The sequence below is a fragment of the Rahnella sp. WP5 genome (assembly GCF_000745615.1).
GTDB classification, from domain to species: domain Bacteria; phylum Pseudomonadota; class Gammaproteobacteria; order Enterobacterales; family Enterobacteriaceae; genus Rahnella; species Rahnella aceris.
In genome coordinates this window covers 348,200-364,221 of sequence record NZ_KN050720.1, presented here as the reverse complement: position 1 = coordinate 364,221, position 16,022 = coordinate 348,200, and the positions used below count along the sequence as shown (strand labels likewise).

At 54.0% G+C, this 16,022-nt stretch carries 14 protein-coding genes; 8 read left to right on the top strand and 6 right to left on the bottom strand.

The window, feature by feature from the left end:
* Positions 1–35: 35 nt before the first annotated feature.
* Genes EX31_RS18885 through EX31_RS18875 form a run of 3 tightly spaced genes read right to left on the bottom strand, consistent with a single transcriptional unit; the run spans position 36 to position 2,084 of the window.
* On the bottom strand, positions 36–800 hold the full coding sequence (locus EX31_RS18885; protein ID WP_013574703.1) for a molybdopterin-dependent oxidoreductase: 765 nt from the start codon (positions 798–800) through the stop codon (positions 36–38).
* Positions 793–1,434, bottom strand: coding sequence for a cytochrome b/b6 domain-containing protein (locus EX31_RS18880; protein ID WP_037036111.1), 642 nt, complete (start codon positions 1,432–1,434; stop codon positions 793–795). Before EX31_RS18880 ends, EX31_RS18885 begins: the two co-directional genes overlap by 8 nt.
* 26 nt (positions 1,435–1,460) lie before the next feature.
* Entirely contained in the window at positions 1,461–2,084 is a 624-nt protein-coding gene (locus EX31_RS18875; protein ID WP_013574705.1) for a hypothetical protein, read from the bottom strand.
* Positions 2,085–2,297: 213 nt separating this feature from the next.
* Between EX31_RS18875 and EX31_RS18870 the strand changes: the two genes are divergently transcribed.
* From EX31_RS18870 to EX31_RS18850, 5 genes are all read left to right on the top strand, one after another.
* A complete protein-coding gene (locus tag EX31_RS18870) occupies positions 2,298–2,972 on the top strand; it encodes a heavy metal response regulator transcription factor (protein WP_013574706.1) in 675 nt (224 codons plus the stop codon).
* Complete coding sequence (locus tag EX31_RS18865) at positions 2,965–4,401, top strand: heavy metal sensor histidine kinase (RefSeq protein WP_037036109.1); 1,437 nt, start codon at positions 2,965–2,967, stop codon at positions 4,399–4,401. The genes EX31_RS18870 and EX31_RS18865 overlap by 8 nt, the downstream gene beginning before the upstream one ends.
* A 232-nt stretch (positions 4,402–4,633) precedes the next feature.
* Positions 4,634–6,310: a kdo(2)-lipid A phosphoethanolamine 7''-transferase gene (eptB, locus tag EX31_RS18860; RefSeq protein WP_037036107.1), complete on the top strand. Its 1,677-nt coding sequence runs from the start codon at positions 4,634–4,636 to the stop codon at positions 6,308–6,310.
* A 141-nt stretch (positions 6,311–6,451) separates the two neighbouring features.
* Positions 6,452–7,564: an endonuclease/exonuclease/phosphatase family protein gene (locus EX31_RS18855; RefSeq protein WP_037036106.1), complete on the top strand. Its 1,113-nt coding sequence runs from the start codon at positions 6,452–6,454 to the stop codon at positions 7,562–7,564.
* A gap of 2 nt (positions 7,565–7,566) precedes the next feature.
* Entirely contained in the window at positions 7,567–8,481 is a 915-nt protein-coding gene (locus EX31_RS18850; protein ID WP_037036105.1) for a LysR substrate-binding domain-containing protein, read from the top strand.
* A gap of 6 nt (positions 8,482–8,487) precedes the next feature.
* On the opposite strand, the gene leuD is transcribed toward EX31_RS18850, so the two are convergent.
* Together leuD and leuC are read right to left on the bottom strand one after the other, a co-directional pair.
* Complete coding sequence (gene leuD, locus EX31_RS18845; RefSeq protein WP_037036104.1) at positions 8,488–9,096, bottom strand: 3-isopropylmalate dehydratase small subunit; 609 nt, start codon at positions 9,094–9,096, stop codon at positions 8,488–8,490.
* 9 nt (positions 9,097–9,105) lie between these two features.
* Entirely contained in the window at positions 9,106–10,512 is a 1,407-nt protein-coding gene (gene leuC, locus EX31_RS18840) for a 3-isopropylmalate dehydratase large subunit (RefSeq protein ID WP_037036103.1), read from the bottom strand.
* A gap of 170 nt (positions 10,513–10,682) precedes the next feature.
* Between leuC and EX31_RS18835 the strand changes: the two genes are divergently transcribed.
* Positions 10,683–11,558, top strand: a complete 876-nt coding sequence (locus EX31_RS18835; RefSeq protein ID WP_037036101.1) for an alpha/beta fold hydrolase — start codon at positions 10,683–10,685, stop codon at positions 11,556–11,558.
* 54 nt (positions 11,559–11,612) lie between these two features.
* Here EX31_RS18835 and EX31_RS18830 read toward each other — a convergent pair whose 3' ends face one another.
* On the bottom strand, positions 11,613–13,667 hold the full coding sequence (locus tag EX31_RS18830) for a choline transporter (RefSeq protein WP_013574714.1): 2,055 nt from the start codon (positions 13,665–13,667) through the stop codon (positions 11,613–11,615).
* Positions 13,668–13,903: 236 nt separating this feature from the next.
* On the opposite strand from EX31_RS18830, the gene betI reads away from it, so the two are divergent.
* Together betI and betB are read left to right on the top strand one after the other, a co-directional pair.
* Positions 13,904–14,503 (top strand): transcriptional regulator BetI, encoded by a 600-nt coding sequence (gene betI, locus EX31_RS18825; protein WP_013574715.1) that lies wholly within the window; start codon positions 13,904–13,906, stop codon positions 14,501–14,503.
* Positions 14,504–14,547: 44 nt separating this feature from the next.
* Positions 14,548–16,017 (top strand): betaine-aldehyde dehydrogenase, encoded by a 1,470-nt coding sequence (gene betB / locus EX31_RS18820; RefSeq protein WP_013574716.1) that lies wholly within the window; start codon positions 14,548–14,550, stop codon positions 16,015–16,017.
* The last annotated feature ends 5 nt before the right edge of the window (positions 16,018–16,022 follow it).

Sequence of the window (16,022 nt, the reverse complement as noted above, 5' to 3'; positions counted from 1 at the left end):
AAAAACCGCTCAGCTGAGCGGTTTTTTTATGCCTGTCAGATCCCGCTGAACCAGTTATAACCCTGATCTTCCCAGTAGCCGCCGGGATATTCATTGGTGACGAAAATCGCGCCAATATGTTTGGCGTTTTTAAAGCCGAGTTTGGTTGGCATCCGCAGGCGTAACGGGTAACCAAAATCGGGGGGTAAGGGTTTGCCGCCAAAATCCAGAGCCAGAATGGTTTGCGGATGCAGTGCCGTCGCCATATCAATACTGGAATAATAGCGGTCGTCACATTTGAATCCGACATATTTGGCTGTCAGATCCGCGCCGACGTGTTGCAGAAACGTTTTCAGCGGTACGCCTTTCCACTGGCCGATGGCGCTCCAGCCCTCAATGCATATCAGCCGGGTGATCTGGCTTTCCTGCGGCAGGCGCTGCAATTGTTCCAGTGTCCACGGCGCTTTCTTTTGCACCAAACCGGAGACTTCCAGCCGGTAATTGGGGATGTCGATTTCCGGCACGTTGTATTCGGGGTAATACGCATTGAAACGAAACGGCGTGGTGATTTGATCGGCGCGATAGGTTTGCGCCAGTTTCTGGCCGCTGAACAGCCAGCTTTGTACCCGGTCGTTCCAGCGGGACATCGCCCACAGCACTTTATCGACCTGATCGCCGTCCTGCAGATTACAGCCGGTAAGCATCGAAACCGCGCCCAGCGTAAGGCCGGAGCGCAATAACATACGGCGTTGAATATTAACCAGTTGCTTGCGCTGATCGGGTTCAAGAATAATTTTTGGCCGCTGTGTTTTATCACTCATCTGCTCGGTCCTCCGTGCTAATTTTTTTGCCGCCGGTCAGCATCGCCACGAAGGTTTTCGGCACCAGCAGAACCATCAGTACGTGAATAATGACGAACAGCAGTACGCCGCTCATCGCAAAGAAATGCACATAACGGGCGATATCAAAACCGCCAAACAACCAGACCAGACCGCTGAACTGCGCGGGTTTCCAGATCGACAAACCCGACAGCACCAGCAGCGCGCCCAGCAACAGAACACCGCTGTACATCAGTTTTTGCACCGCGTTGTACTGACCCAGTTTGTGCGGGAGTTTGAATGTCAGTGCGCGAACGGTATCGCGCCAGATCGTACGGGGCGAAAAGGGGAAAAAGTCGCGTCTGAAATGACCGCTGAAAATGCCCCACAGCAGATAGAACAGGGCATTGGCCGCCAGCAGCCACATTACCGCCAGATGCCAGGCAATATTGCCACCCAGCCAGCCGCCGAGGGTGGTGTTCTGCGGGAAAGTGAAAGCGAAAAGCGGGTCGGCGTTATAAATCCCCCAGCCGCTCATCACCATGCCGATCATTGCCAGCAGATTGATCCAATGACAAATGCGAACCGGCCAGGAATGAATCCGGCGCTTCCGGGGCGATGAGAGCTGAGGTTTCACGCTTAATCTCCTGTTGTTCGGCCGGATTACATCGGCGGCGCGATGCCGTCTTTACCGGCAGCAATACCACGGGCAACCAGTGCACCTTTGTCATCTTTTATGGCAAACAATACGATTTTAGTGCCCGGTTTCAGCAGGCTGCGGTCGCCCGGCGCCAGCAGAACAACCGGTACATCGTCAGGCACAATGACCGTTTTCTCGGCATCGTGATATTTCACGGTCAGGGTGCGGCCATTGCTGTTCACCAGCTTGCCGACGGTGCCGTTGGTCATGGTATTGATTTTGCCATCGGCGGATTCAAACGGATTGAAGCCTTCACCGCTGCCGCGCAGGCTGGGTGCGAATACGTGCACTTCCAGTGCTTTCAGCGTGCCATTAGCCTGCGGAACGGCGGCCGTCCCGATGAAGCTGTCCGCTTTGATATCGCTGATTTGCCCTTTGGTGACGGCATTGATCTTGGTCTGGTCGGTCAGCTTAACGTCGAGTTTTTCGCCCTGACGTGTGGTGATTTGTACCGATGAGTCATTAACTGAATCAATGGTTCCGCGTGTAGGTTTAATCACATTATCGGCGGCAAATGCCGATGTCATCCCGCTGCACATCAGCAGGGAACCCAGTAACAGACCAGCGAGACGTGTTGGTGCATTCATGATTAATTCTCCATTTTCCAGCGTTTTTTCATTCTGTTAGATGAATCACTGAACCTGCCAGTGATGAATAACTTTCTTAAGAGTGGACGATAAACCGGTATTGGCTGATGACAAATTGATGACAAAATTGTCATCAAAGGTGTCTGACGAAACTGATAAACTTTCGGGTGAATCATTCTTTAGGTGAATGGTCATGCGGCGCTGAGGGCCTGAATGCGAATACTGGTGATTGAAGACGATGTCAGTACAGGCGATTACCTGAAAAAAGGGCTGACAGAAGCAGGTTACAGCGTAGATCTGGCACGCAACGGTGCCGACGGCCTGTTTCTGGCGCTGGAAGAGGGGTACGACGCGGTGATCCTCGACGTCATGCTGCCGGGGCTGAACGGCTGGCAGGTGATGGAAGTCCTGCGCAAAAAAAGCGACGTGCCGGTGTTGTTTCTCACCGCCCGCGATGAAGTACAGGATCGCATTCACGGGCTGGAGCTGGGGGCTGACGACTATCTCATCAAACCGTTCTCCTTCACCGAACTGGTGTTGCGTATCCGCACCTTGCTGCGCCGCCCGGCCGCCCGTGAGCCGGATGCGTATTCGGTGGCGGATCTGAATCTTGATGTGCTGCGCCGCCGCGTGACCCGCCAGGATCAGACCATCGCACTGACCAATAAGGAATTCATGTTGCTGCAGTTGCTGATGCGCCGCGAGGGTGAGGTTCTGTCGCGAACCATGATCGCCTCGCAGGTCTGGGACATGAATTTCGACAGCGATACCAATGTAGTGGATGTCGCCATTAAGCGTCTGCGTGCCAAGGTTGACCGCAGCTTTGAGGTGAAACTGATCCATACCGTGCGTGGCATCGGTTACGTGTGCGAAGTGCGACATGAGTGATCGTCAATTGACTCACCTCCCGAAACGCGCCATGTCGCTGACGCTTCGCGCCACCTTACTTTTCGCGCTGATCGCCTCGATGGTGGTCAGTGCCGTCGGTTTCTACCTCTATTACTCGATGGATAAAGAACTGGTACGCCGCGCGGATTACCAGGTCAGCGGGCGTGTGCAGTATTTCCGTCATCTGCTTGCCAACGAATTCCCGCTGTCGCAACTCAGCCGTAATCCCGGCCTGTTTGAAAATATGCTCGGCAACGAGCGCGATATTCTGACGTTTCGCCTTTCGGGTGAGAAGCTATTGATCAACGTCAATCCGTCGCGGCTGGCATTGCCGCCGGTAGCGGCGGTGCCTGACGGCCAGCCGCTGACGCTGAATACGGTGCATCATCTCACCGCCCCCGATGGTACGCCGGTACGTTTTGCCCGTGCGGCGGTACAGATTCAGGACGGGCGGACAGTTGAAATCACCGGCGCGCATTTCATGACCGAGGAGTCGCGTCTGTTGCAGACTTTCCGCTGGGAAATTATTGGCGCGGTGTTATTCGCTTATTTTCTGATTGCCGCACTGGGTTATCTGGTGATCCGCCGCGGATTGCGGCCGCTGCGCAATATGGCGTATGAAGCGGCGCAGATCCATCCGGCCAGTCTGTCTACGCGTTTGTCTTCGGAAAATGCGCCGCAGGAATTGCAGCAATTAATTTATTCTTTCAATGACATGCTGGACCGGCTCGCCGAGGGGTATCAGCGGCTGACGCAATTTTCCGCCGATCTGGCGCATGAAATCCGCACCCCGGTGGGCGCGCTGATGGGGCATTGTCAGGTGGCGTTATATCAGCCCCGGACAGTGGAAGAATACGAAACACTGCTGGCGAACAATATAGAAGAGCTGGAACGCATTTCACGTATGGTGGAAAACATTCTGTTCCTGGCGCGCGCTTCCGATGCGCGCTCGGTTCTGACCATCACCAGTATTGATGTTTCATCTGAAATTACCCGTATCCAGGAATATTTCGAAGGGCTGGCCGAAGAGCGTGAAATGACGCTTCACGGGCAAGGTGAGGGAACCTTGCATGCGGATGCGATCCTTTTCCAACGTGCGCTGAGTAATCTGGTCGCTAATGCGGTGCGTTATGGCCGCGAGGGAAGTGCCATCGTGCTGCGCGCCGAACCCCATGCAAAAGGCATGAATATCCGGGTGATCAGTCAGGGTGAGCCTGTTCCGCCGGAAAAACTCGGAAAACTTTTCGACCGCTTCTATCGCGCGGATGCTTCACGTAGTGAAGGTGGCAGTTCCAGCGGCCTTGGATTGTCGATTGTTCAGGCCATTATGGCCCTGCATCAGGGAAGTGTCAGCGTAACCAGTTCCGCACAGGGAGAAACGTGTTTTACCCTTTATTTTCCCGCATCCGACCGCAAGCTTTCTCAATAGTTTCTCAATGAAAGGGAAAAATTGCGTAAAAAAAGCCGCAATATTTCTTTTTCATGTAATTGAAATAAAAAGGATTCGTTAATTTTGTTACATTATCACATTGGAAGTCACCATTCAGTTTGAACGAAAATGCTCAGCCCGGAGTCTATATGTCCTAAGGAGTGGGTTCCAACCTCCGGTATGAGCGGTTAGTACAACGCAGCCAGACTCACAAAAGAGCCAGTTATTGCCAATGCATAAAATTCGTACACTTTCGCAACAGAGCATTTCTTTGTTCATTGCACTTTACCTGGGGCTTCTGCTAAACCTTCCGATTTTCATCCGTCGTTATCAGCAACTGCATTATGACAATGCCTTGTCGATTGCTGTTGAAATGGTTGCCTGTTTTGCCCTGGTCTATTTCCTTTGTATGTTGCTGTCGTATACCGGAAAAACCGTTTTCCGTGTCCTGATGACCGCTATCGTGATTTCCTCCGCCGCCGCCAGTTACTACATGATTCTGTTTAACGTTGATATCGGTTACGGAATTTTAGCGGCAGCGCTGGCATCTGATTCCATTGATTTATCGAAAGAATCTATCGGAACACATTTCCTCGCCTGGACCGTGCTGGTGAGTTTGTTGCCGGTGCTGTTGCTGTGGCTGAGCAAAATGCCGGGTGCGGCTCTCAAACAAACGACGTTTAAAAAACTGGCGGTCAGAACCCTGCTGCTCGCGGCCTCCGGCCTGCTTTGTTACATGCCGCTGCAACTGATGGGCAAAGTGCAGGATCGCCACGACATCGTAAACAACCGCATGATGGCGAGTTATGGCGGTGTGGTTGCCGGCACGTATTCACCGTCAAACTGGCTTTCGGCGCTGGGTTTGTATACTTACAGCAGTTACAGCCAGGCGGAAGACACCAAAAATCTGTACGATCCGGCTAAACATTTCACGTATACCGCACCGGCAGATGCCAAAGATATGTACGTGGTGTTTGTGATCGGCGAGAGCGCCCGCCGCGACCATATGGGGCTGTACGGCTACGACCGTGACAACACGCCAAATCTCGACAAAGAGAAAAATCTGGTCGCCCTGCAGGGCTATTCCTGTGATACCGCCACCAAGCTTTCCTTGCGCTGTATGTTTGTCCGCGAAGGCGGGGCATCTGAAGAGCCACAGCGTACGCTGAAAGAAATGAACGTCTTTTCCGTGCTGAAAAGTAATGGCTGGAGTTCAGAGTTATATTCCATGCAGAGTGAGGCCTGGTTCTATAACAAAACCCGTGCGGATGATTATTCACTGCGTGAAAACATCGCGTCCGAAAAACGCAACGCCGGTAAGCCGGTGGATGACATGCTGCTCATCGATGAAATGAAAGACTCGATGAATAACCATCCTAAAGGTAAGCATCTGATTATCCTGCATACCAAGGGTTCTCATTATCTGTATTCCGACCGTTATCCGCGTTCTTTCGCTAAATATAAGCCGGAATGTATGGGCATTGATAATTCCTGTTCCACCGGGGAAATGATTAACGCTTACGATAATTCACTGCTGTATACCGATTACTTCCTGTCGCAGGTCTTTGACCAGTTACGCGATAAGAATGCGATCGTGTTCTACGCCTCCGATCACGGTGAGTCGATTTCGAAAAGCATGCATTTCCACGGTACACCGCGTGATCATGCGCCGATCGAACAGCGTAAGGTGCCGATCATGGTCTGGGCGTCAGATAAATTCCTGGCGAACGATCAGAACAAGGCCAGTTTCCAACAACTGCAAAAAATGGCAGCGACGAAGACGCCGGCGTTCCACGAAAAACTGTATGACACTATTCTGGGCTGTATCGGTTACACCTCGCCAAATGGCGGGATTGTCGAGCAGCACAACTGGTGCCATGTGCCTGATCAGGCCGCCGCCACAAAATAATCTTTGCTGAATCTGCCGCCTTTTTCTGATGATGGGAGAAGGCGGCGACATATCCCCCTTTTTCAGTCACAATCGGTTAACAACAAAATACCCGTCATATTGAGGGTATTATTTTTGCTTTTTTATCAGGGCCGATAACCGATGCAAGCATTACGAATAACCATTTGCGTACTGACGGTCATTATGACCCTGCTGACGCTTCTTCCTGTGTCGCGCAATCAGCGCTGGTGGGTGCGTGTCTGGGATTTTCCGCGTTTACAGATGGCCTCGCTGTGCCTGTTTTTTCTGCTGACTGAACTGGCGATCATGCCGTTCGGTGATGCGATCACCACCACGGTGATCATCCTGACCGTTGCCTGCATGGCGTATCAGAGTTGGTGGATTTTGCCTTATACCCGTCTGTATCCGGTACAGGTGAAGAAAACGGTATCCGACGGTCATTCGCGCATCAAAATCATGAACAGCAACGTGCTGATGACCAACCGTAAGCCGGAAAAGTTACTGGCGCAGATCCGGCAATACCAGCCGGATATTCTGGTGCTGCTGGAAACCGATCAGTGGTGGGAAGATCAGATGGCAGAACTGGATGCCGATTATCCGCACAGCCTGCGCTGTCCGCTGGAAAATCTGTACGGTATGCATGTGTATTCGCGCCTGCCGATGCAGGCGGCGAAGATTCAGTATCTGGTGGCTGATGATATTCCTTCTATGCATTTTCGCGCTGAACTGCCGTCCGGCGAGCAGGTGATTTTGCACTGTCTGCACCCGATGCCGCCCAGCCCGACAGAAGCGGATGAATCCACCAGCCGTGACGGGGAACTGGTTGCTGTCGGACACACGGCAGCGAAAGCGCGTTACCCGACCATTGTCACCGGCGACCTGAATGACGTGGCCTGGTCGCGCACCACGCGGCTGTTCATGAAAATCAGCGGCCTGCTGGATCCGCGCCGCGGTCGTGGCATGTACAACACCTTCCATGCCAGTTATCCGTTCCTGCGCTGGCCGCTGGATCACGTTTTCCACAGCAAAGATTTCACCCTGATTGATCTGAAACGTCTTGATTTTATGGGTTCAGATCACTTCCCGATCCTGGTGGAACTGGCGCTGACGCCTTCTCAGGGTATCGATCAGGAATCATTGGAAATCGACAATGAAGACATTGAGGAAGCGGAAGAAAAACTGTCCGGTGCCGGGGTGAAAAGCAGTGATGTGCACAAGGCTGACAAGCTTAACCAGCCGGTTTACGGACGTTAATCATGAGCAGTGAACGTGAGCGTTTGCCGCTGGCTGAAGACTTACAGGTCTTCCTGGCGGTAGTGAATAAGCAAAGTTTTGCCGCTGCCGCTATCGAACTGGGGCAGTCACCGGCGTATGTCAGCAAGCGTATTCAGATCCTCGAAGAGTCGCTCAACTGTCGTTTGCTGCACAGGTCAACAAAGGGTGTGCGGCTGACAGAAGACGGCGAGCGCACGCAGCGATGGGCGTTACAAATTCTCGATACCTTTGATCAGTTCATCGGTGACCTGTCAGATTCGCGCAGTGAAGCGCGTGGCAACGTGCATATTTGCAGCTCGTTTGGTTTCGGACGTTGCCATGTGGCTCCGGCGATAGCGGAACTGGCGGCACGTTATCCGCAACTCAATCTGCGCCTTGATCTTTTCGACCGCGTGGTGGATCTGGTCGCGGAAGGTATTGATCTGGAAATTCTGGTCGGCGATGACGTACCTGAGCAGTACATCGGCAAAAAACTGGCGCAGCACCAGCGGATCCTCTGCGCATCAAAGGAATATCTGGCTGCTCACGGCACGCCTGACTCACCGCAAGCACTGGCGCAGCATCAGTGTCTGGTGATCAAAGAGCGCGACAATCCTTTTGGCATCTGGTCACTTACGGGAGAAGGCAAGGAACACCGCGTCAGGGTGAAAGGGGCGCTCTCGTCGAATAGTGGCGAAGTGGTATTACAGTGGGCGCTGAAACACCATGGCATCATTTTGCGTTCACAGTGGGATGTTCAGCCTTATCTTTCCCGTGGTGAAATGGTGCGGGTGCTGCCGCAATATTCCCAACCCGCCAGCGTCTGGGCAGTTTATCCCACGCGGCTGGCGGATTCGGCAAAACTGCGGGTCTGTGTTGAGTTTCTGCAACAGCGATTCAGCCAGTTACCGGGCTGACGCTTATTACGCCAGCCACGGATTGCGCTGCAAATGCGCCTGCTGAAACTGACTGATTTCATCGCGAAATTGCAGTGTTGTACCGATGGCATCCAGCCCGTTAAGTAGCGCAATCTTACTCAGTTCATCGATAGCAAAATCAATCCGTTCACCATTTTGCAGGATAATTTTTTGCGCGGATAAATCGACAGTCATTTCATTTTTATCGCCATGGATCACCGCCTGCGCCATTTGCATCCACTGCGCGGGATCCAGTTGCACTGTAAGCACGCCGTTGCGCTGACAGTTATCGAAGAAAATTCCCGCGAACGTGGTGCCGATCAGCGCCCGTATACCGAGCTGTTTCAGCCCCCATACCGCATGTTCACGGCTGGAACCGCAGCCAAAATTCGGACCGACCAGCAGGAATTTCGTCCCTTGCCATTGGGGCTGATTGAGGATAAACGCCGGATCGGGCGAGCCGTCCGCCAGAAAACGCAGATCGAAAAACACCCCGCGATCTAAACCGTTGCGGTCGATGCCTTTGAGAAACTGTTTTGGCATGATCACATCGGTGTCCACATTCGCCGCAGGCAACGGCGCGGCAATACCGGTCAGTGTAGTAAATGCTTCCATGATGACTCCTTACAGGTCACGGACATCGGTCAGATGGCCACAAATAGCCGCTGCCGCAACCATCGCCGGGCTCATCAGATGGGTGCGTGCGCCCGCACCCTGACGGCCTTCAAAATTACGGTTGGTGCTGGATGCACAGCGGTCGCCGGGCGACAGCACGTCGTCGTTCATTGCCAGACACATTGAGCAACCCGATTGTCGCCATTCGAAACCGGCCTGGATAAATATCTCCGCCAGACCTTCCTGCTCAGCCTGTGCCCGAACCTGACTGGACCCCGGAACAATTATCGCCCGCACTGTGGCGGCGACGCTTTTACCGCGCACGACGTCTGCCGCTGCCCGTAAATCTTCAATACGCGCGTTGGTGCAGGAGCCGATAAACGCGTGACTGACAGGAATGCTGTTAAGCGACTGACCGGCGCGCAATCCCATATAGCGGAGTGCACGTTGCAGATCCTGGCGGCGTGAGGCGTCCGGTTCGGCTTGCGGATCAGGCACCTGACCGTTTATCGCCAGTGCCTGATCGGGGCTGGTCCCCCAGCTGACCATCGGCGCGATCTCTTCCGCACACAGTGTCACTTCACGATCAAAAACGGCATCCGGATCACTGCGTAATTCGCGCCAGACCTCCACGGCATCCCGCCACTGCTGGCCTTTTGGCGCGCGGGGTTTGTCTTGCAGATAGGCAAACACTTTATCGTCGGGTGCCATGAACGCGCCACGCGCACCGGCTTCCACGGCCATATTACAAATGGTCATACGACCTTCAACGCTCAGCATGTCGATACCCGGTCCGCAGAATTCGATGGCATAGCCGGTCGCGCCCGCCGCCCCGATTTTTGCCACCAGCGCCATCACCAGGTCTTTAGCCGTGATACCCGTCGCCAGTGTGCCAGTGACGGTAACCCGCATGGTTTTCAGGCGCTTATACACCAGTGTTTGCGTCGCCAGAAGATGTTCAATTTCCGAGGTGCCGATACCAAAACCAAACGCCCCTAATGCGCCGTATGTGGTGGTGTGGCTGTCTCCGGCGGCAATGACCATACCGGGCAGGATAAAGCCCTGTTCCGGTGCAACAACATGTTCGATCCCCTGACGTTTATCGAGAATATCGAACAACTCAATGCCAAATTCGGCGCAGTTCTCAGCCAGATATGACACCTGACGCGCGCCACCGGCATCCGGCATCTGACGGGTGCGTAGCGGTGCCGTCGGGTTGACGTGATCGACCACCGCCAGTGAGGTTTCCGGCCGCCATACGCGACGGCTGGCTTCACGCAAACCGCTAAACGCCTGCGGGCTGGTGTACTCGTTAATCACCTGCCGGTCGATGTAAAGCAACACGTGGCCCTTGTCATCCAGCGTACGAACGCTGTGGCTGTCGATGTGTTTTTCATACAGCGTTTTTGGCTTCATTTCATTGCCCTGATAAACGTAACGGATAATGCCAGCGTCGCAACTTCACGCTTATCGGGCAACGGCCTGAGTGTGATGAGTCAAAACACAGATCGTGAATCAGCGATCTTCACTTGTGGCCTTGTTGCCAACCGGCGAGCGACTAAGATGGGTAAAAAAGGAGAAAATCCATGTTTGAACATTTTACCCAAGGCCGGATGGTGGTCAGCGGAACGGAGATTGCTTACCGGATTGCCGGGCAGGGCGAGCCGCTGTTATTGCTGCACGGACACCCGCAGACGCAGGCGATCTGGCATAAAGTCGCACCCTACCTCACTTCTCAGTTCACCGTGGTGCTTGCCGATTTACGCGGTTACGGTGACAGCGGTAAACCCGAGCCGGACGCGGATCACCTGCGGTACAGCAAGCGCGAAATGGCGCAGGATCAGCTCGAACTGATGGCCGCGCTCGGTTTCAGCCAGTTCAGTGTGATCGCGCATGACCGGGGTGCCCGCGTGGCGCACCGGCTGGCGCTTGATCACCCGCAGGCAGTGAAACGGATGGTGCTGATGGACATTGCGCCGACGCTTTCCATGTATCAGCAAACCAGTGAAGCTTTTGCGCGCGCTTACTGGCACTGGTTTTTCCTCATCCGCCCGGCACCGCTACCGGAAACACTGATCAAGGCTGATCCTGATCTTTACCTGCGCAGCGTAATGGGCAGCCGCAGCGCCGGTATGCAACCTTTCACCGACGAAGCTTACGCAGATTATTTGCGTTGTCTGCAACTTGATGGAACGGCGCGCGGGATTTGCGAGGATTACCGGGCTTCCGCTGCTGTTGACCTGCAACACGATCAGACTGACGTGAATGCATCTCGCAAAGTGCGGTGTCCGCTGTTGATCCTGTGGGGCGAAAAGGGCCTTGTCGGCACCTGTTTTACGCCGCTGGAGGAATGGGCAAAGGTGGCGGAAGACGTTCAGGGCGAGGCGTTGCCGTGCGGGCATTATCTTGCTGAAGAACAACCGGAATTATTGCTGGAGAAAGTGCTGCCGTTTCTTCGCTGAGAGGGGGAAGCCTATAAAAAAACCCGCATGGCGCGGGTTTTTTGTGGGCACGTATCAGACTGGCTGTTCGGGGAAGGTGAGGGTGTTGCCCGGCGCTTCACGGTTGATATGCAGGAAGTTCAGATGACGTTCGTATTGATCCAGAATGTCATTGATCACCTGATGTTTGGTGAAGTCCATCAGGTCATTACCCTGAGTCCCTTCAAGAAGGAAGGTTTCCAGACGGTAATAATGCGATTTACCGGCGCGTGCGCGATAGGTAAAGGCAGGAACTGCATAGCGTACCGGCCAGATCTGATAGACAAAGTTTTGCTCTTCGCCCAACGCGACCTGCAATTCCAGCGGTCCGATTTTCTCGTCTTCCTGTGGCGCGTGCTCGTTAAAGGTCACTTTTGCCCCGCGTAGTTCCAGTTCCTGGGCCACTTCCTGCATCGCAGGGCGGCAAACAGTGTCCATCATTTTCTGGGTATGGCGTGTGCCCGGATAATTCATGACCCGCGACAGACGCTGTTTCCAGTTCAGCGCCGCGTCGCTGGTGGCAGGCAGCGGAGCCAGAGTCTGCTGGGTGCTGGCGCGGCGGTAATCTTCCAGACGCAGTGATTTATACAATCCGGCCATGATGAAGAAAATCACAAAGCTGAACGGCAGACCCATAATTACCGTGGTGTTTTGCAGTGCAGAAACGCCGTCGGTCATCAGCATACCCAGTGTCAGTACGCCGATGGTGACCGACCAGAAAATCCGCAGCCAGTTTGGCGCATCGTTATTGATGTCTGCCAGTTTTGAGGTGAAGTTACCCAACACCAGCGAGCCGGAATCCGCCGAGGTGACATAAAACAGCAGGCCGGTAATCGTCGCGACGGACGCGCTCAGCGTAAAGCCGGGATACTGTGCCAGCAGGCTGTAAACGCCGCGTTCAGGATGTGAGATCACCTCGTTGGCGAAATCCAGATTGCCATGCAGGATCTGGTACAGCGCACTGTTACCGAAAATTGACAGCCACAGCAGGGTGAAGACGAACGGAATAATCAGGGTGCCGAACACGAATTGACGGATGGTACGACCGCGTGAAATACGCGCCAGAAACAGGCCGACAAACGGCGACCACGCTACCCACCACGCCCAGAAGAACAGGGTCCAGCTGTTCATCCATTCGGTCGGACGGTCAAAGGCAAAGGTATTGAGTGTCATGCCCATAAAGCGATTGATGTAATCGCCAATATTGAGCACCAGCGCATTGAGCAGGAATTCGGTATTGCCGAAGAACAGCAGGAACAGAATCAGTCCCAGCGCCAGCAGTACGTTGAGTTCCGACAGAATACGGATACCTTTGTTAACTCCGGAGGTCACCGACACCGTCGCCATAATCACAGAAAGCAGGATCAGCGCGGCCTGAACGGTCAGGTTTTCCGGAATATGGAACAGCACTTTCAGGCCGTAGTTAAGCTGCACCACACCAATGCCGAGCGTGGTGGCGATACCAAAAATAGTCCCGACCACGGCAGCGATATCCACGCTATGACCGATCGGGCCGTTAATGCGCTTACCAAAAATTGGGTACAGCGCCGAACGGATGGTCAGCGGCAGGTTATAGCGGTAGCTGAAATAGCCCAGTGCAATGCCCATCAGCGCGTACATCGCCCAGCCGGTCAGGCCGTAGTGGAACAGCGTCCAGGTCATGGCCTGCCGCGCGGCTTCCAGCGTTTGCCCGTTGCCTTCCGGTGGCAACATGTATTGTGTCACCGGTTCGGCGACCGAGAAGAACATCAGGTCGATGCCGATCCCGGCAGCAAACAGCATTGCAGCCCAGCTCATCATGCTGAATTCGGGTTTGGATTGTTCAGGGCCCAGTTTGATCGAACCAAAACGTGAACAGGCTATGAACACTACAAACACGATGTACAGCGTAGCTGCCAGCATGTAATACCAGCCGAAGGTGGCGGACACCCAGTTAAGGGTCAGGCTGATCCATTTTCCTGATAAATCGGTGAAGAAAATGGTCATTAATGTGAAGGCTAAAATCAGCCCGGCGGAGGTGAAGAACACAACCTTGTTCAGCTGATCGCGAGGTTTTTCGCTTTTTCTCTCTGTCGTATCGGCAATCGCCATCTTTTCCCCTGTTATGTCAATTAATCGCTATTTTTCAATAAATTGGATTCATTTAAATCTCAAAATTCATACAAATTACTAACGTATTGGTAATAAAATATATGCATTTTTAATTGAACGTTCAATCAAAAAAAAGTTAAATAGGGGGAGTGAGAGCGTTTTAACAAGGCTGAGCGGGAGCGTAAAAAGGGTTTTTTAAGCGCATTGCAACCCGCTCATTTTCAGGAGCCGGAACCATGCCCAAAGTAGGAATGCAGCCCATCAGACGGCAGCAATTAATTGAGGCAACGCTGGCTGCGGTGAACGAAGTCGGTATGCACGATGCTTCGATTTCGCAAATTGCCCGACGTGCTGGCGTCTCCAACGGCATCATCAGTCACTACTTTCGTGACAAGAACGGGCTGCTGGAAGCCACTATGCGTTATTTGCTCAGTCATCTGGGAGAAGGTGTGCAGTTGCGCTTATCACAGATGACGGATACCGCACCGACGGCGCGGCTGCATGCGATTGCAGAAGCCAATTTTGACGACAGTCAGACTAACAGCGCGGCGATGAAAACCTGGCTGGCCTTCTGGGCGAGCAGCATGCATCACCCGCAGTTGTACCGGCTGCAACAGGTTAACAGCCGCCGGCTCTATTCCAATTTATGTTCTGAATTCAGACGTTTTCTGCCTAAAAACGAGGCGCGTCTCGCAGCGCAAAGCACGGCGGCATTGATTGATGGCCTGTGGCTGCGCGGCGCACTCAGCGGTAAAGCGTTTAACCGCGACGAGGCGATGCAGATAACACATCGTCATATTGAATCGCAGTTCGCACCGCGCGTTGTCGGGCAGTAAACGGCGCAGAAAATTTTCAGACCGCACAGACCGAGGAGAGATGTATGTCCCGCTACGGCAAGCAAAAACTTTATATCAACGGGCGTTTTCAGGACAGCACCGGTGATGAAACCTTCGACGCCGTTAATCCGGCCAACGGCGAAGTGATTGCCACGGTGCAATCTGCCACACACGCGGATGTCGATCTGGCGGTGAAATCCGCGCAGAAAGGCCAGAAAGTCTGGGCCGCGATGACCGCCATGAGCCGCGCCCGTATTCTGCGCCGCGCGGTGGATATTCTGCGTGAGCGCAACGACGAACTGGCCGCCATTGAAACGGCAGACACCGGTAAACCGCTGTCAGAAACGCTGGCCGTGGATATCGTCACCGGCGCGGATGTGCTGGAGTACTACGCCGGGTTAATCCCGGCGATTGAAGGCCAGCAAATTCCGCTGCGTGATTCTTCTTTCGTTTATACCCGCCGCGAGCCGCTGGGTGTGGTCGCCGGTATCGGCGCGTGGAACTATCCGATTCAGATTGCCTTGTGGAAATCTGCTCCTGCGCTGGCGGCCGGTAATGCGATGGTGTTCAAACCGAGTGAAAACACGTCGCTGACTGCCCTCAAACTGGCAGAAATCTACACCCAAGCCGGTGTGCCGGACGGCGTTTTCAGCGTGGTGACGGGCGCGGCCAGCGTCGGTCAGGCGTTAACCGATCATCCGGATATCGCCAAAGTCTCCTTCACTGGCGGTATCAAAACCGGCAAGAAAGTCATGGCCAGCGCCTCGGCCTCCACGCTGAAAGAAGTCACCATGGAACTGGGCGGTAAATCGCCATTGATTATTTTTGATGATGCCGATCTTGATAAAGCCGCCGACATCGCGATGATGGCGAATTTCTACAGCGCCGGACAGGTGTGCACCAACGGCACCCGGGTGTTTATCCCCAAAGCATTGCATAAAGCGTTCGAAGCCAAAGTGCTGGAACGGGTGAAACGCATTCGCTCAGGCGATCCGACAGATGAAAATGTCAACTTCGGCCCGCTGGTCAGCTTCGCGCACATGGAATCCGTGCTGCGTTACATCGAAAGCGGCAAACGTGAAGGCGCGACCTTGCTGACCGGTGGCGAACGCATGACTTCCGGTGAATTCGCCAAAGGCGCTTACGTCGCCCCGACGGTATTTACCGACTGCCGTGATGACATGCTGATCGTCCGTGAAGAAATCTTCGGACCGGTGATGAGCATTCTGACTTATGAAAGCGAAGAAGAAGTGATCCGCCGCGCCAATGATACTGAATATGGTCTGGCCGCCGGACTGGTGACGCAGGATCTCAACCGCGCCCACCGCGTGATCCACAAACTCGAAGCCGGGATTTGCTGGATCAACACCTGGGGCGAATCTGCCGCAGAAATGCCGGTCGGCGGTTACAAACATTCCGGTGTCGGGCGCGAAAACGGCATCACCACACTTGAGCATTACACCCAAATCAAATCCGTGCAGGTCGAACTGGGCGAATTCAGCTCAGTATTTTGATCCGC